Here is a 16,250-nt window from a genome sequence, read left to right as displayed (position 1 = left end):
TGCGGGTCCGACCCGCACCGCGCCTCCTGGACCGGGTCGCGTCACACGGCGCGACCCGGCGGCCGGATCAGGCGCGTCGCCGACGCGCCGCCGTCCAGATGCCGAGTCCCGCGACGAGGACGAGCACGCTCCCGACGGCGAGCGGCAGCAGCTCCGCGCCGGTGTAGGCGAGCGCGCCGACGTCCGAGCCGGTGTCGCGCCCGTCCGCCGCGTCCGGGGAGCGGTCGGCACCGGACTGCGCGGCGTCCGCGGACCCCACGACGACACCCGGGGTCGCGCTGCTGTCACCCGGTCGGCCCGAGCCGGACGACTGTCCGCCGTCGGCTTCGCCGGTCACGTCGCCCGGCACGGTGGCGACGGTCACCGGCACGGACACCGACGAGGCCGCCGACGACACCCGCTGCGGCTCACCCGCGGGGAGGGCGCTCGCCGTGGCCTCGTTGGTGATCGCGGGCGTCGCGGTGTCCTCGGTCGTGACGGTGTAGCGGACCGAGCACGAGGTGGTCTCGGCCGGCCGCAGGTCGGTCGCCGCGCACCGGACGGGTCCGAGCAGGCCCGTGCCGGAGAAGCGGCCCTCGTCGATCGAGAGGCCTGACAGCGCCGCGTCGCCGGTGTTCTCGACGTCGAACGAGTAGACGAGGGTCTGCCCGGCGCCGGTCACCGACGCACGATCGGCGTGCTTCGTCATCGCGAGCGACGGGCGCTGCGCCGCGGAGGTCACCGTGGTGGCGTTCGACGCGGGTGCCGTGTCCAGGTCGGCTCCGGAGACGAGCGCGGTCGCGGTGAGGTCGGCGTCGCGGTCGGACGGGGTCGTCGCACGCACCACGATCGGCTGGGCCGATGCGCCGGCGGCGAGCACGGCGTCGGCGGTGCCGTTCGGCGCGGTCAGCGCCGCGAAGGTCGGCACGGTGCCGCTGGGGGCGAGGGTCGAACCCGCAGGTGCGACCGTGCAGGTGACCGTGGTCCCGGCGACGGTGCACCCGTCGGGCGCGACGATGTCCGTGACGCCGGCGGGGAGTTCGGCCGTCAGCACGTACCCGTGCGAGGCGTTCGCGCCGTCGTTGCGCACCGAGAACGTCCACTCGGCGGTCCCCGCCGCGGGCAGGAGCGCCGGGGCGGACGCCTCGGCGACGAGGTCGGTCGTCGGCAGCAGGACCTGCACGGCGACGCCCTGGAAGGTCGACAGCGCGTTGGTCGGACCGCCGTAGTTCACCATCGCCCGGAACGCGTTGTCGAGGTGCAGGGACCGGACGACCCCGTGCACCTGCAGGTACATCGCGCCGCCGATCGGCGGGTCGCAGGCGGACGCGGCGGACTGTGCGGGCCGGGTGATGGTGTCACCCTCGAGCGTCCAGCCGTTCGGCGAGGTCAGCAGGCTGAGCCGAGCGGCGTCGGTCGGTGAGCCGTCGATCCCGGAGACGGCGACGTCGTACCAGTCGAACGTGCACCGGCCGGCGGTGGAGCTGTTCGCCCCGCCCGACGCCGAGAGTCGGAGCACCGGGTCGACGACCGGGGCCGGGAACGTGATGTCGCTGCCGTACGTCGCACACGTGACCGGGGTGAGGTCCGGAGCGCCGGAGAGGCAGTTCGCAGCCGCACCCACGGCAGCGGCGGTGGGCCGGAGCTGCAGCGAGCCGACCGTCGCCGCGAGCGACCCTGCTCCGGCGACCGACACGGCCTGTGCGGGGTCCTGGTTGACGGCGACGACGTCGCCGAGGCCGGCGAGGTCCCCGGGCAGGGTGGTCGTCGCGCGCTGGCCGTCGAGGGTCCAGGTGTCGGCCCGGAGGTGGTCGACCGGGTCGGCGATCGCCGCGGGGGCGATGACGAGGGTGCTCACGACGATGCCGCCGCCGGCGGCGATGGTCGCGGCTCGGCGGAGGCGGGCGCGTGTCCGCGCGGGCGGGTTGGTGTCGGTCAAGGCGGCTCCTGGGGCTGATCCGTGCCAGTCGGGATCGACTGACCGGCAAGATCTTTCCAGTGACCAACTGATATGGCAAGTGTTTGCATACATACGGATGGCAGACGGGAGGCGCGGTGCGGGTCCGACCCGCACCGCGCCTCCCGGACCGCCAGCGTCGCTCAGCCGAGCGCGGCCGTGTCCGGCGACCCCGTCGCGAGCGCGCCGCGCACCGACCCCCACGACGCGAGCCGCTCGCGGATGGCTTCGTCCTGCTCGACCTCGAGCGCCGTGGCGTGCGCCTGCTCGAGCACCTCGTCGATGACGATGCGCCGCCCGGTGCGGGCGGACGCGATCGCGGCGTCCACCATCGTGAGGCTCATCACGTTGCCGTGCACCTCGCCGTCGGGGCGCTCGCCGGAGCGGACCGCACGGACGAAGGACGCGAGTGCGCCGGCGATCTCGTTGCCGACGCTCGGGGCCGCGTCCGGTGCGCCCGGCGTGCCGTCGAGGTCGCTCCACGGGTCGTGGTCGCCGTCCCACAGCGCCGTGCCCGCGGGTCCGGAGGCGCGCCAGTCGCCGTTCCACGAGGTCTCGGCACCCGGTGCGCACCACGAGCCGTCGTACACGTAGCGGACGTCGTCCTCGAACGTGAAGACCGCGGCGGCCGCGGCGTCGCCCCGGTACCAGGACCACGACGGGTTCCACGACTCGCAGTACACCGACACCGGGTCCCGCTCGAGCACGTAGCGCGCGGAGTCGAACGCGTGGATCGCCATGTCGAGCAGGAGGACGTCGTCCATCTCCTCGCGGAAGCCACCGAAGTGCGGGGCCTTGGCGAAGCGCGTGCTCAGCCCGCCGACGCCCCCGAGCCCACGGACGTGCTGCCGGAAGGCGACGAGGTGGTCGTTGTACCGCCGGGACTGCGACACCATGAACAGCTTGCCGGTGGCCTCGGCGGCGGCCGCGAGCGACAGCGCCTCGGCGACCGTCTGCGCCGCGGGCTTCTCGCCCAGGACGGGGAGTCCGGCGCGGAGGGCCTCGAGCGTGACGGGGTGGTGCGCGACCGGGACGGTGATGTCGAGGACGGCCTCGGCACCGGTCTCGGTGGCGAGGGCGGTGAGGTCGGTGCCGACGGGGATCGTCGGGTCGCCGGCGACCGCGGCTCCGGCCCGGGCGGCGTCGAGGTCGAGGTCGACGATGCCGACCAGCTCGACGTCCGGGTCGGCCGCGACGGTGGCGAGCCAGGCGCGGCCCATGCCGCCGGCGCCGACCTGCACGACGCGGAGGGTCATGCCTGTGCCCCTTCGTGCTCCTCGACCGGTGCGTCGTCGAACGGGCCGCGGTAGTGCTGGCCGTCGAAGTACTCGCCGAGGTCGTACCGGCGCAGCGTCGGGATCTCCCGCTCACGCTCCGGCCGCGCCCACTCGGTGGCGTTCGCGATCACGCGTCGGACGTCCTTGTGGTGGTACACGGGGAAGTCCTGGTCGCCGGGGGAGAAGTAGAAGATCTTCCCGAGACCGCGGCGGTAGGTCATGCCGCTCCGGAACACCTCGCCGCCGGTGAAGCCCGAGATGAACACGAGTTCGTCGGGGGTCGGGACGTCGAAGTACTCGCCGTACATCTCCTGCTCGGGGATGACGATCGGGTTCGGGACGCCGCGCGTGATGGGGTGCTGCGGGTTCACGGTCCAGACGAGCTCCTGGTCGTGCTCGCTGCGCCACCGGAGCGTGCAGGTCGTGCCCATCAGCTTCCCGAAGATCTTCGACCAGTGGCCGGAGTGCAGCACGACGAGGCCCATGCCGGACAGGACGTGCTTGTGCACGCGGTCGACGACGGCGTCGTCCACGTCCTGGTGTGCGGCGTGGCCCCACCAGGTGAGGACGTCGGTCTGGGCGAGGACCTCGTCGGTGAGGCCGTGCTCGGGCTCCTGCATCGTGGCGGTGCGGACGACGGCGTCCGGGAGGTTCTCGCGGATGCCGTCGGCGATGGCGCCGTGCATGCCGTCGGGGTACCGCTCGGCGACGTGCTGCTCGACCTGCTCGTGGACGTTCTCGCCCCAGACGGTGATGCGCAGCGGGGTGGTGGTCATGGTGTGCCTTTCTGGCTGGGGTTCGTGGTCGTCGCCGGCCGCCCGGCGTGGGCTGTCGTCACTTGACGGCGCCGCCGAGTGCGCCGGCGGAGATGTACCGCTGGGCGACGATGAGCAGCACGGCCGCCGGCAGCGACGCGAGGACCGACGTCGCCATGACGGGCCCCCAGTCGGTGACGTTCGAACCGATGTAGTTGTAGATGCCGAGCGTGATCGGCCGGACCGCGGTCGTCGACGTCAGGGTGAGCGCGATGAGGAAGTCGCCCCAGGCGCCGAGGAACGTGAAGAGCGCCGCCGTGACGATGGCGTTCCGGCTGATGGGCAGGACGATCGAGACGAACGCCCGGAAGTCGTTCGCGCCGTCGACGAGCGCTGCCTCGACCAGGCTCGGCGGGATCGACTCCATGAACGCACGCATGAGCAGCACGGCGAACGGCACCTGGACGGCGCTGTCGGCCAGGATCAGCCCGATGTAGCTGTTCAGCAGCCCGACGTTGTTGAACAGCGTGTAGAGCGCGTTCGCGATGACGATCGCCGGGATCATCTGCGTGATGAGCAGCACGAGCAGGAACACCCGGGTGCCGCGCATCTTGAACCGAGCCAGCCCGTAGGCGGCCGGGGTCGCGATCGCCAGGGTCAGCACGACGGTGCCGAGGCCGATGATCATGCTCGACAGGAAGTTCTGCCCCTGCTGGGCGAACGCCGTCTCGTACCCGCGGAAGGTGGGGGAGAACGGGAACCAGGTCGCGGTGGCGGCCCCGGACGTGGCCTGCAGGCTCGTGTTCACCATCCAGTAGACGGGGAACACCATGATCGCGAGGAACACGCAGCCGAGGATCGTGAGCGGGATGCCCTTGACGCCGCGCTTCGGTCCGGGGACCCGTGCACTGCGCTTCGTGGTGATCGCCCGGGTGGCGGTGACGGTCTGGTTCGCGAGTCCGACGCTCATTCGTCGACCGCCTTCCTGGAGATCGCGATGTAGACCATCGCGAAGACGAACGAGACGACGATGAGCACGTTGCTCACGGCGGCTCCGATGCCGAACTGGAAGTTGATGAAGGACTGGTGGTAGGCGTTCGTGGCCAGGGTCTGCGTGGAGTTCGCCGGGCCGCCACCGGTGAGGCCGAGGATGATGTCCACGACCTTCAGCGTGTAGACGACCCCGAGCACGATCACGACGCTCACCACGCTCCGGATGCTCGGCCAGGTGATGTACCAGAACGCCTTGAAGCCCGTGGCGCCGTCGAGCGCGCCGGCCTCGTACAGCTCCGGCGGCACGGACTGCAGCCCGCTGTAGAGGATCGTCGTGTTGAAGGGGATGCCGAGCCAGACGTTCACGCCGATGACGGCGATGAGGGCGAGGCTCGGGCTGACCAGCCACGGCACCGGGGCGATGCCGACCACGCCGAGGAGCTGGTTGAGCGCGCCGCTGTCCTGGTCGAGGAGCCACTTCCAGACCGCGCTGGACGCGATCAGCGGGAGCAGCCACGGCAGGAGGAGGAGTCCGCGCAGGAACCCCGACAGCGGGAAGTGCCGCCGGAAGAACAGTGCGAGGGCGAGGCCGATCACGAACTGCAGGATGATCGAGCCGGCGGTGAACAGCGCGGTGTTCACGACGCTCGTCGCGAAGACCGAGCTCTGGAACACCTGGATGTAGTTGCCGAGCCCGACCCACGGGGCCTCGCCCGTGAAGAAGGTCTTGGTCGTGTAGTCCTGGAAGGACATGATGATGTTCTTCACGACCGGGTAGCCGAAGAACACGGCCACGAAGAGTGCGGCCGGGATGACGAAGAGCCATCGGGTGATCCCGATCCGCATGCGCGCGCGGCGCTGGCCGGGTCGTGGTGGTGGGACGGACGCCTGGGTCCGTGGTCGGGTCTGTGTCGTGGCGCTCATGCCGGAACCGCTCCTTCCGAGGGTGGGGAGGGAGCCGGCCGGGTGGCCGGCTCCCTCGTGCACTACTGGCTCTGGGACTGCGCCTGCTCGAGCGCTGCCTCGGGGTCGGCCTTGCCCGTCAGGGCGAGCTGGACGGCGGTGTAGATCTTCGTCGCGGCCTTGGGCCAGTCCGGTCCGAGCTCACCGGTGCGGGCCCGGGCGGTCTTCACGGTCGTGACGAACGAGGCCACCTGCGGGTGGTCGGACGCCCATGCGGCGCCGGCCTCGAGGTTCGTCGGCACGTTGCCGCTCACCTCGGCGAGGGCCTTCTGCGTCTTCTCCGAGTGGAGGCAGCCGACGAACTTGGCGGCGAGCTGCATCTTGTCCTTGTCGCCGGTCTGCGGGACGGTGAACGCCTCGCCGCCGAGCGGTGCGACGGTCTCCGAACCGGTGCGGGTCGGGATCGGGACGCTGTCGAACTCGAGGCCCTTCTTCGCGTTCAGTGCGGGCAGCTGCCACGGGCCGTTGATCATCATCGCGGCCTTCCCGGCGAGGAACTGGCTGTTCACGTCGGCCTGGGCCCAGTTGATCGAGCTCTTCGACATCGAGCCGTCGTTCTGCAGGTCCTCGACGAGCTGCAGGGCCTGCGCGGCCTCGGGCGTCGCGATGTCCTTCTCGTCACCGCCGTTCGACCAGAAGAACGGCAGGAACTGCCAGGTGCCCTCGTAGGTGTTGATGTTGCTCATCGCGAAGCCGTACGTGGACCCGGAGGTGAGCTTCTTCGCGGCGGCCTTCAGCTCGTCCCAGGTCTTGGGCGGCTGCACGCCGGCGTCCGCCAGCAGCTTCTTGTTGTAGTAGAGCGCGATGGAGTTCGTGTTCGACTGCAGGCCGTAGAGCTTGCCCTTGTAGGTGCTCGCCGCCTTCACGCCGGGGACGTCGCCCTCGGCGCTGAGGCCGTAGTCGCTGAGGTCGGAGAGTGCCCCGGAGGCCGCGATCTGCTGCACGTCGGGGTTGTCGAGCATGAGCACGTCGGGCAGGGTCCGCGAGGATGCCTGCTGCAGCACCTTCGAGATCAGACCGGCACCGGCGACGTGGTTGATCGTGACCGTCGCGTCGACCTCCTTCGCGCACTGCTTGTACACGGGGTTGTAGGTCGCGTCGTAGTAGTCCTCGATCGTCAGGGCCTTGCTCCCGCCGGACGAGGCCGATCCGGAACCGGAGCACCCGGTGAGGACCAGGGGGATCGTGGCGAGCACGGCGACCGCGCCGACGAGGGCGCGGGTCCGGCGCGACGGGGAGGGGAATCTTTGCTTCATTGCAGAGCTCTTCTCTTGACGGATGCAGTGGGCAGGCGCGCAACCACGAATCCGCTGACGTCATCGTCGCTGTGTTCCTTGGGGCGAGAAGCTAACAGAAAAGCGCTTCACCTGTAAAGCGCTTTTTTCGCATCCCGGACGGTAGGCTGAGCGGCATGGCCACGATGCAGCAGGTCGCCGATCGGGCGGGTGTGTCGATCGCCACCGTGTCCTTCGTCGTGAACGGCACGAAGTACGTCACCCCCGCGACGACCGCCCGCGTGCAGGCGGCGATGCGCGAGCTGAAGTTCCGCGGCAACGTCGTCGCTCGGGCGCTCGCGAGCCGCCGCACCCGGATCATCGCGCTGCTGTTCCCGACCACCGGCAACCGCTTCAGCCCGACCACCTCGCAGTTCTTCATGAGCGCTGCCGAGCGGGCGTCCGAGCGCGGCTACCACCTCGTGCTCTGGCCGGTCGACCCCGCCGGCGACGACCTCGACGACCTCGTCTCCGGGGGGCTCGTCGACGGTGTGATCCTCATGGAGGTGCGGATGGACGACCCCCGCGTCGCCGTCCTGACCGCCCTCGACGTCCCGTTCACGCTCATCGGCCGCACCCGGGACAGCAGTGGTCTGCCGTTCGTCGACATCGACTTCGAGACCACGATCGAGTCGAGCATCGACCACCTGCAGTCGCTCGGGCACCGGCGGTTCGCGCTCGTGCTCGAGGACCTCGAGGGCACGCCGATGGCCGGCTACGCGCCGCACCTCCGCGCCGAGGCCACCTTCCGGCAGGTGACGTCCGCGCGGGGACTCGGCGGCACCGTGGTCACCGCGGGTCCGGGGAGCGACGGCGGGCGTGCCGCGGCGAGCGAGATGCTCGCGCTCGACCCCGGCGTGACCGCCGTGCTCGTGATGAAGGACGACTCCTCCGCCGGGCTGCTCGTCGGCCTGTACGCGGCCGGGCGCCGGGTACCGGAGGACGTCTCGGTGCTCAGCATCGCCTCGTCCGAGGCCAACGCCGACCAGCACTACCCGCGGCTGTCGACGATGGTGGCTCCGGGGCGCGAGCTCGGGACCCGTGCGGCGGACGCGCTCATCGACCAGCTCGACGGGAAGTCCGACGAGCTGCCGCACTTCCTGCTGCCGTGCACCCTCCGCACGGCCGAGTCGACGGCGCCCGCGCCCGCCTGACCGGCGCGCAGGGCGCGCGGGGCGCTCGCCGAGTCTCGCCTGGGCGGACACATTCGCGGCTCCGACACCGCGAATGTGTCCGCATGGCCGAGTCTCGGGCGTCGGCGCGCGCGGACGCGCCCACCCGACGGACGGGAGGCGCGGGTCGGCCCCGCACCGCGCCTCCCGTCCGCCGCACCAGCGGCACCGCACCGCACCCACCGGGCACCCAGGGTGCGTTGGTTGTGTGGACGTACAGGTTCGCACCAGGGGACGTCGAGGAGGACGTGATGGCGATCGACCGCAGGATGTTCCTGCTCGGGGGAGCGGGGGTGCTGCTGCTCGCCGGCTGCTCCACCCGACCCGAGCGCACCACGGTCCAGGAGTGGCCGACCGACCCTCCCGAGGGTGACGTCACGATCAGCTGGTGGGCGGGGCAGGTGGCCTCGAAGGACGGCGGCGACCTGCGGCGCCGGCTCATCGCCGAGTTCCAGAAGGAGCACCCGAACATCCGGGTGCGCATCGTGAGCGCCCCGAGCGACACCGACACGAACCGCACCAGCCTGACGACCCAGATCGCCGCGGGCAGCAGCACCCCGGACGTCTACCTCGGGGACGTCGCGTGGCCGGGGCAGTTCGCGAAGAACAAGCTCGCGACCCCGGTGAACGAGCTCGTCGGCGCGGACTTCTTCGACCAGTTCCCCGAGGGGCTCCGGCAGGCCGCGAGCGTCGACGGCACGTACTACATGTTCCCGCTCTACATCGACGAGTCGTTCTTCCTGTACCGGAAGGACCTGCTCGCCAAGCACTCCCTGCAGGTCCCGGGGTCGTGGGAGGAAGTCCGCGAGACGGCGGCGAAGCTCGTCGACACCGGCGACGTCAGCTACGGGTTCGCGTTCCAGGGCGACGTGTACGAGGGACTCACCTGCAACGTCACCGAGTTCGTCGCGGACGCCGGAGGCTCGCTGCTCAACGACGACCTGACGAGACCCGAGACCACGAGCTCGGAGACGAAGCGCGCGTTCGAGTTCATGCGCTCTCTCATCACCGACGGCGCCAGTCCGCGCGCCACCCTGACGTACCAGGAGCAGGACACGAACGACGCGTTCTCGGGCGGCCGAGCGGCGTTCCTCCGCAACTGGTCGTACGCGTGGGGCATCGCGAACGGGCCGGACAGCCAGGTCGCCGGCAAGGTCGGACTCGCCGCGCGGCCGACCTTCAACGGGCAGGACGAGCACCACTCGACCATCGGCGGGTGGGGCAACTACATCAACCCGCACACGCAGCAGCCCGCAGCAGCGCTGACGTTCGCGAGCTGGATGTCGAGCGAGACGGCGCAGCAGTTCCTCACCCGCGAGGGCGGGGTCCTGCCGGCCCGCAGCGAGTCGCTCACGAGCCAGGACGCGAAGCGCCAGCAGCGCCCGACGTACGACACCGCTGCGGGCATCACGCTCGTGCCCCGTCCGACGTCGACGGCCTACTACCCGAAGGTCTCGCAGGGCGTCTACCAGAACGGCAACAGCATCCTCGGCGGCCAGGCGTCCGTCGACGGCGGCACGAGCACGATGGCGTCGGCCATCGCGCTGGCCCTGAAGGGCGAGGCACTGTGAGCGCCGGCGCCGTGACGCGGTCGTCGACCCGTCCAGGAGGCGCGGGTCGCCTCGACCCGCCGCCCCGCCTCAGCGGGCGGTCGCGGCTCGACCGCATCCGTGCGCGGGGCGCGTGGGGCTTCGCGGCCCCGGCGCTCCTGGTCGTCGCGGCGGTGACGATCTTCCCGGTGGTCTACTCGATCGTCCTGAGCTTCGCGGACGTCGAGGTCGGCTACGAGGGGTTCACGATCCGGTCGTTCGGCCTCGGCAACTACGCGGCCCTGCTGCAGAGCGCGGACTGGTACCGGGCGCTCGGGTTCACCGTGCTGTACACGGTCGTGACGGTGTTCGTCGAGCTCGTGCTCGGCATGCTCGTGGCCCTCGTACTCGAGCGGCTCGGGGCGACCCGGGGCTGGATGCTGGCGCTGATGCTCATCCCGTGGTCACTCGTCACGATCGTGAACGCGCAGCTCTGGAAGTACATCTACGACTCGACGTACGGCGTCGCGACCTGGTTCTTCGGGCTCTTCGGCGAGGCCCCGGTGATCCTCGGCGAACCGGTGCCCGCGATCACCGGGCTGATGGTCGCGGACATCTGGAAGACGACGCCGTTCGTGGCGATCATCCTGCTCGCGGGGCTCGTGCAGATCTCCGAGGACCACTACGAGGCGGCCGAGCTCGACGGCGCGAGCACCTGGCAGACGTTCTGGCGGGTGGTGCTCCCGCAGCTCACGCCGACCCTGACCATCGCGGTGCTGTTCCGCATCCTGCAGGCGTTCGGCGTGTTCGACCTGCCGTTCGTGCTGACGAACGGCGGTCCGGGCACCGCCACCCAGTCGCTCGCGATCATGGGCTACAAGGTGCTCTTCCAGGACATCAACATCGGCCCCGGTGCGGCGATCGCGACGTCCACGGCGATCATCGTCGCGGCGGGGTGTCTGCTGTTCCTCCGGGCGTTCCGGAACCAGGCGAAGGGAGGGGATGCCTGATGCCCCGTCAACGCGTCCGCAAGGGCTGGCGGAAGTGGGTCAACACCGTCAACGTCAGTGGTGTCGTCATCGCGGTGCTCACCGCGCTGCCGCTGTACTGGCTCGTGTCGACGTCGCTCAAGCCGGCGTCCGAGATCGGGCAGTCGCCGCCGACCGCCTTCCCGCAGTCGTTCACCCTCGACAACTTCGTGGTGGCCTTCCGCGACAACGCGCTCGGCCAGTACATGGTGAACAGCGTCATCGTGTCGGTGTCGACGACGGTGATCGTGCTCGCGCTGTCGTTCCTCGCCGGCTACGCGCTCGCCGGGCGGTGGATCCGCGGGCGGACGGCGATCATGACCTCGTTGCTCATGCTCTCGGTGTTCCCGGCGATCGCCGTGCTGACCCCGCTGTACCTGCTCGAGCGGAACCTCGGGCTGCTCAACTCCTACCCGGGGCTGATCGTGCCGTACGTGGCGTTCAACCTGCCCTTCGCGATCTGGATCATGCGGAACTACCTCGTCGGGATCCCCTCGACGATCGAGGAGGCCTCCGAGATCGACGGTGCCGGAGCCTGGCGCACGGTGCTCTCCGTGATCCTGCCGATGGCGAAGCCCGGGCTCTTCACGGTCGGGGTGTTCACGTTCACGGCGTCGTGGAGCGAGTTCCTGATGGCGCTGACGTTCAACAGCGAGAACTCGTTCCGGACGATCCCGGTCGGGATCGCCCTGTTCGGGACGCAGTTCACCGTGCCGTTCGCCCAGATCTTCGCGGCGAGCGTGGCGGCGACGGTGCCGATCGTCATCCTCGTGCTGGTGTTCCGCCGGTCGATCGTGTCCGGCCTGACGTCGGGCGCGGTGAAGGGCTGAACCGGGCCCGGAACGGGACGGGAGGCGCGTGGCGGACCCGCCACGCGCCTCCCGTCCGATCGCGACCCGTCGTCAGCGGCGACGCGGGTCGCGGGCGGTGTCCGTGAAGAAGTCCTCGTAGAGGCCGGCACCGTCCTGCAGCTCGCCGTACTTCCACCGCTTGCGCATCCGACGGAACGTCTCGATGCGCACCGGGTCGACGCCCTGCTGGGATTCGTACTTGCCCATGGTTCCTCCCCGCTCGTGGTCGTACCCCCGATCGGGGGCATCCGATCGTGACGGTACGGGTGCGTGGCCCGTCCGTCCGGCAAGATAGGTAGGGAAGTTACCTAACTGCGCTTGGTGGACAAACGTTCGAGGTGCGTCCGCCCGCGCCCGTACTCTGCCGTCAAGGGGACGGGGCGCCGAACTCGAGCGCCTCGATGACCCGGTCGATGACCCGGACGTACTTCGCCCGCTCCCGTTCCGTGAAGGAGGACAACAGCTCGTGCAGATGCTCGTTCGTGCTGTCCATCGCCGTCGCGTAGGCACGCTCGGTCTCGGGGGTCAGCTCGATGTAGCGACTCCGGCCGTCGTCCGGGTTCGGCACGCGGCACAGGTGCCCGGCACGCTCCAGTCGGTCGACGGTGCCGGTGACGGCCGGGCCGCTCAGGCCGAGGTGCGACGCGAGGTCCTTGACCCGCACCTTGCGTTCGGCGGCCTCGGCGCGGGCGACGAACTGCAGCACCGTCAGGTCCGAGCCGGAGACGTCCATCCGCTCGCGGAGTCGTCCCCGCAGCGCTCCCATCGCGGCTTCGAGCCGGGTGATGGCGGCCGTCAGGTCGATCTCACTCACGCGGTCGCCCCTTCGGTGCGCATCGGTTCCGCGCAACGATACGCCGCGCTCACCGGGACAGCGTATCCAGATAACGAGGGGGACCGCGGGATCTGGACATCCGAGCCGTGGGGGTGCGCATGGCCGACCCACTGACCGACGACTTCGCCGAGGGACAGACCACGACGCCGGCGACGGTCCGGTTCGAGGTGTCCGGCGGACACCCGGACGACGCCGTGCGGGACCTCGGCGCGGTCTACGGCGGCACGCAGTGGGTCGCGCGGCTGACCGACGCGCCGTTCGACTACCGGTACACGGCGATCGGCGACGCCGAGGTGACCATCCGCCGGTCGCAGTTGCGCGGCGCCCTCTCCGGGGTGGTGCCGGCCGGTGGCGACTACGTCGTGACCTGGATCAGCTCCGGCACCGCCGAGATCGAACGGCTGGGGGAGCGGTACGCCCTGCCGCTCGACGCCCCGGCACTCTTCCCGCCGGACCACGACTACGCCTTCCGCACCGCGGACTACGACCAGCGGGTCGTGCACCTCGACCGAGCGTTCGTCCGCCGGGTCGCCGTGACGCGCACCGACGTCGGCGACCACGCGCTGCGCTTCGACGACCGGCACGTGCCGGGGTCCGAGACGGCGCGGCGCTGGCAGGGGGCGTTGACGGCGCTCGCACGGTCGCTGCGCGTCGGCGGCACGGACTCCGTCGCCTGGCAGACCGCCAAGGTCACCGCCGCCGAGGTCTTCCTCGACATGTTCCCGCCGAAGCTCGACGATCTGCCCGGGGTGCTCGGGCAACCACGCAACGCCCGTCTCCGTGCCGCGGTCGAGTACGTCCACGACCACGCCGCGGAGCCCGTCACGATCGGCGACCTGTCGGCGGCGTCGGGGTTGAGCGTGCGCTCGGTGCAGGAGTCGTTCCGTCGGGTGTTCGACGTGTCCCCGCTGACGTACCTGCGGCAGGTGCGCCTCGACCGGGTGCGCGCCGAACTGCTCGACGCCGATCCGCTCGCCGGGGCGGTCGGGGACGTCGCTCGTCGGTGGGGGTTCGCGCACCTCGGGCGGTTCTCGGCGGCGTACGCGGAGCGGTTCGGGGAGTACCCGAAGCAGACGCTGCGGCGCTGACGGTCGCGGAGCGCGCGGTGCGCGCGGTGCAGCGCTGACGGTGCGGTCCGCCGCGCCGTGTCAGCGGTCCGCGGGCGCCGGTCCGGTGCTCCGGCGCACGCGCAGGGTCGTCGGCAGCCGGACGTGGTCCGACGTCGGCTCGCCGCGCAGCATCGTGAGGAGCATCTCGACCGCCCGCGAGCCGAGCTCGACCAAGGGCTGCGCGACGGTGGTCAGCGGCGGCGTGGTGGTCGCGGCCTGGGGCACGTCGTCGAACCCGACCACCGACAGGTCCCCGGGCACGTGGAGTCCGAGCTCGGCTGCGGCGCGGAGCACACCCACCGCCGACGAGTCGTTCGCCGCGAACACCGCGGTCGGACGGTCCGGTCCGGCGAGCAGGTCGCGGGCGACCTCGGCCGAACGGTCCTCCTGGTAGCCGCCGTCGCGGACCAGTGACTCGTCCACCGACAGGCCCGCTGCCGCCAGTGCACGTCGGTAGCCGGCCTCGCGCAGCTGTGCCGACGCCAGGTCCGGACGACCCCGGAGGTGTGCGATCCGGGTGTGCCCGAGCGCGACGAGGTGCTCGACGGCCTGGACGGCCCCGGCCTCGTTGTCGGAGTCGACCGTGGCGTGCCCCTCGGGGCCGGTGTGCGGGTCGATCGCCACGACCGGGATCGACGAACTCGAGAGCGCCGTGCTCGGGGTCACCACGATCGCGCCGTCGATGAGCGTGCCGGACAACCGCGAGAGCGACCGGCGTTCCCACCCCTTCTGCTCGGCACCGGTCACGAGCCCGGCGTACGCGAGCAGTTCGTACCCGGTGCCGGTGGTGGCGCCGGACACCCCGCGCAGGAGCTCGGTCGAGAACGGCTCGAACTCGGTGACGAGGATGCCGATGACGTTCGTCCGCGAGCTGCGGAGGCTGCGTGCGACGAGCGAGGTCTCGTAGCCGAGCTGCTCGACGACCTCCTGCACGCGCAGGATCGTCGCGGGGGCGACGCCGTCGCGTTGGTTGATCACCTTCGACACCGTGGGGATCGACACTCCGGCGGCGCGTGCGACGTCCGCGATGGTGACCCGGCCGGCTCCGGGACGCATGCCGAGAGCCGTGTCCATGTGCACACCGTACCGCTGAGCTGACGCCCGAATTGGTAAAGAAAACGTTATCGATATCGATTGACACGGCTCGACGGCACCTGGCACGCTCTCCGCAGCGGCAGTCGATGTCGCTGATTGTCAACGACGACACTTCAGGAGATCCACGATGACGAGGAAGATCCGTGCCACGGCAGCCATCGCGCTGATCGGGGCGACAGCACTGGTGGCCGCAGGCTGCTCGGCCGGCAGTGACGCCGCCGGGGGCGACAGCGGCGACGGGAAGGTCTCGATGACCTTCTGGAACAACTCGACGACCGGGCCGGGCAAGGCCTTCTGGCAGGACACCGTCAAGGCGTTCGAGGCGAAGAACCCGAACGTCACCATCAAGATCCAGGCGATCCAGAACGAGGACCTGGACGGCAAGCTCCAGACCGCCCTCAACTCGAACTCCGCCCCGGACGTGTTCTCGCAGCGCGGCGGCGGCAAGATGGCCGCGATGGTCAACGCCGGCCAGCTGCTGGACATCTCCGACTCGATCGGCTCCGGTGCCAAGAGCGGGATCAGCGACGGATCGTTCAAGGCCTTCGAACTGAACGGCAAGACCTGGGCGATGCCGACGAACGTCGACCCCGAGGGCATCTGGTACAGCCAGGACCTCTTCGACGAGGCCGGCATCGAGGGCACGCCGACCACGATGGACGAGCTGAACGCCGACATCCAGAAGCTCAAGGACAAGGGCATCCAGCCGGTCGCCGTCGGGGCGAAGGACGCCTGGCCGGCGGCGCACTGGTACTACAACTTCGCGCTGCGGGCCTGCTCGTCGAACGTGCTCAACAAGACCGCGCAGGACCTGAAGTTCGACAACAAGTGCTGGAAGCAGGCCGGTGAGGACACCAAGGCCTTCTTCGACACGAAGCCCTTCAACGACGGCTTCCTGACCACCTCGGCCCAGCAGGGCGCCGGCAGCTCCGCCGGTCTCGTCGCGAACCACAAGGCCGCGATGGAGCTCATGGGCGCCTGGGACCCGGGCGTGATCTCCTCGCTCACCCCGGACGGCAAGCCGCTGCAGGACCTCGGCTTCTTCCCGTTCCCGGAGGTCTCCGGCGGCAAGGGTGCGCCCGGCTCGATGATGGGCGCCGTGGGCGGGCTCTCCTGCTCGGCGAAGGCCCCGAAGAAGGCCTGCACCGACTTCCTCAACTTCGTCACCACGAAGAACGTGCAGGAGAACTACTACAAGGCGTTCAACTCGATCCCCGCGAACAAGGACGCGCAGTCGGTCGTGACCGAGCCGTACCTGACCACGGTGCTCAAGGCGTACAACGACGCCCCGTTCGTCTCGAACTACCTCGACACGCTCTACGGCCAGAACGTCGGCAACGCGCTCAACACCAGCGTCGTCAACCTGCTCGCCGGCAAGGGGTCCGTCTCGGACATCGTGTCGACCGTCAACCAGGCCGCGGCGAAGGGCTGAG

The 16,250-nt window shown here is 70.4% G+C and carries 15 protein-coding genes; 6 read left to right on the top strand and 9 right to left on the bottom strand.

All coding sequences use genetic code 11. The features are described from left to right. Nucleotides 1–67 precede the first annotated feature (67 nt). The 6 genes from BIV03_RS08100 to BIV03_RS08075 all read right to left on the bottom strand — a co-directional run bounded on the left by BIV03_RS08100 (nucleotide 68) and on the right by BIV03_RS08075 (nucleotide 7,180). Complete coding sequence (locus BIV03_RS08100; RefSeq protein WP_071295291.1) at nucleotides 68–1,918, bottom strand: DUF11 domain-containing protein; 1,851 nt, start codon at nucleotides 1,916–1,918, stop codon at nucleotides 68–70. A gap of 161 nt (nucleotides 1,919–2,079) precedes the next feature. After that, complete coding sequence (locus tag BIV03_RS08095; protein ID WP_071295290.1) at nucleotides 2,080–3,192, bottom strand: Gfo/Idh/MocA family protein; 1,113 nt, start codon at nucleotides 3,190–3,192, stop codon at nucleotides 2,080–2,082. Further along, nucleotides 3,189–3,989 (bottom strand): ThuA domain-containing protein, encoded by an 801-nt coding sequence (locus BIV03_RS08090; RefSeq protein ID WP_070416827.1) that lies wholly within the window; start codon nucleotides 3,987–3,989, stop codon nucleotides 3,189–3,191. Before BIV03_RS08090 ends, BIV03_RS08095 begins: the two co-directional genes overlap by 4 nt. Before the next feature lie 58 nt (nucleotides 3,990–4,047). Continuing rightward, nucleotides 4,048–4,938, bottom strand: coding sequence for a carbohydrate ABC transporter permease (locus BIV03_RS08085; RefSeq protein ID WP_071295289.1), 891 nt, complete (start codon nucleotides 4,936–4,938; stop codon nucleotides 4,048–4,050). After that, nucleotides 4,935–5,807 (bottom strand): carbohydrate ABC transporter permease, encoded by an 873-nt coding sequence (locus BIV03_RS08080; protein ID WP_070416825.1) that lies wholly within the window; start codon nucleotides 5,805–5,807, stop codon nucleotides 4,935–4,937. Before BIV03_RS08080 ends, BIV03_RS08085 begins: the two co-directional genes overlap by 4 nt. A gap of 140 nt (nucleotides 5,808–5,947) precedes the next feature. Further along, nucleotides 5,948–7,180, bottom strand: a complete 1,233-nt coding sequence (locus BIV03_RS08075; RefSeq protein ID WP_070416824.1) for a sugar ABC transporter substrate-binding protein — start codon at nucleotides 7,178–7,180, stop codon at nucleotides 5,948–5,950. Between the two features lie 155 nt (nucleotides 7,181–7,335). On the opposite strand from BIV03_RS08075, the gene BIV03_RS08070 reads away from it, so the two are divergent. The 4 genes from BIV03_RS08070 to BIV03_RS08055 all read left to right on the top strand — a co-directional run bounded on the left by BIV03_RS08070 (nucleotide 7,336) and on the right by BIV03_RS08055 (nucleotide 11,757). Further along, a complete protein-coding gene (locus tag BIV03_RS08070; protein ID WP_175475773.1) occupies nucleotides 7,336–8,352 on the top strand; it encodes a LacI family DNA-binding transcriptional regulator in 1,017 nt (338 codons plus the stop codon). A 269-nt stretch (nucleotides 8,353–8,621) separates the two neighbouring features. Further along, complete coding sequence (locus BIV03_RS08065; protein ID WP_071295288.1) at nucleotides 8,622–9,941, top strand: ABC transporter substrate-binding protein; 1,320 nt, start codon at nucleotides 8,622–8,624, stop codon at nucleotides 9,939–9,941. Continuing rightward, a complete protein-coding gene (locus tag BIV03_RS08060) occupies nucleotides 9,938–10,909 on the top strand; it encodes a carbohydrate ABC transporter permease (RefSeq protein ID WP_175475771.1) in 972 nt (323 codons plus the stop codon). Before BIV03_RS08065 ends, BIV03_RS08060 begins: the two co-directional genes overlap by 4 nt. After that, a complete protein-coding gene (locus BIV03_RS08055) occupies nucleotides 10,909–11,757 on the top strand; it encodes a carbohydrate ABC transporter permease (RefSeq protein ID WP_083295042.1) in 849 nt (282 codons plus the stop codon). Before BIV03_RS08060 ends, BIV03_RS08055 begins: the two co-directional genes overlap by 1 nt. A 72-nt stretch (nucleotides 11,758–11,829) precedes the next feature. Here BIV03_RS08055 and BIV03_RS19560 read toward each other — a convergent pair whose 3' ends face one another. Together BIV03_RS19560 and BIV03_RS08050 are read right to left on the bottom strand one after the other, a co-directional pair. Continuing rightward, entirely contained in the window at nucleotides 11,830–11,985 is a 156-nt protein-coding gene (locus tag BIV03_RS19560; RefSeq protein WP_156794753.1) for a hypothetical protein, read from the bottom strand. A gap of 160 nt (nucleotides 11,986–12,145) precedes the next feature. Beyond that, nucleotides 12,146–12,592 carry a MarR family winged helix-turn-helix transcriptional regulator gene (locus BIV03_RS08050; protein WP_070416822.1) on the bottom strand — a complete coding sequence of 149 codons (447 nt, stop codon included), beginning with the start codon at nucleotides 12,590–12,592 and terminating at the stop codon, nucleotides 12,146–12,148. Nucleotides 12,593–12,711: 119 nt separating this feature from the next. On the opposite strand from BIV03_RS08050, the gene BIV03_RS08045 reads away from it, so the two are divergent. Then, nucleotides 12,712–13,701 (top strand): AraC family transcriptional regulator, encoded by a 990-nt coding sequence (locus tag BIV03_RS08045; protein ID WP_071295287.1) that lies wholly within the window; start codon nucleotides 12,712–12,714, stop codon nucleotides 13,699–13,701. A 60-nt stretch (nucleotides 13,702–13,761) separates the two neighbouring features. On the opposite strand, the gene BIV03_RS08040 is transcribed toward BIV03_RS08045, so the two are convergent. Then, the gene (locus BIV03_RS08040) at nucleotides 13,762–14,796 is read right to left on the bottom strand and encodes a LacI family DNA-binding transcriptional regulator (RefSeq protein WP_254789360.1); all 1,035 of its coding nucleotides are present in this window, start codon (nucleotides 14,794–14,796) and stop codon (nucleotides 13,762–13,764) included. Between the two features lie 148 nt (nucleotides 14,797–14,944). On the opposite strand from BIV03_RS08040, the gene BIV03_RS08035 reads away from it, so the two are divergent. Beyond that, entirely contained in the window at nucleotides 14,945–16,249 is a 1,305-nt protein-coding gene (locus BIV03_RS08035; RefSeq protein WP_071295286.1) for an ABC transporter substrate-binding protein, read from the top strand. The last annotated feature ends 1 nt before the right edge of the window (nucleotide 16,250 follow it).

It is taken from the genome of Curtobacterium sp. MCBA15_016 (assembly GCF_001865105.1).
In the GTDB taxonomy this organism is placed as follows: Bacteria; Actinomycetota; Actinomycetes; order Actinomycetales; family Microbacteriaceae; genus Curtobacterium.
Note: the sequence above shows the minus strand (reverse complement) of the source record. Positions and strands in the feature narration are given on the sequence as shown.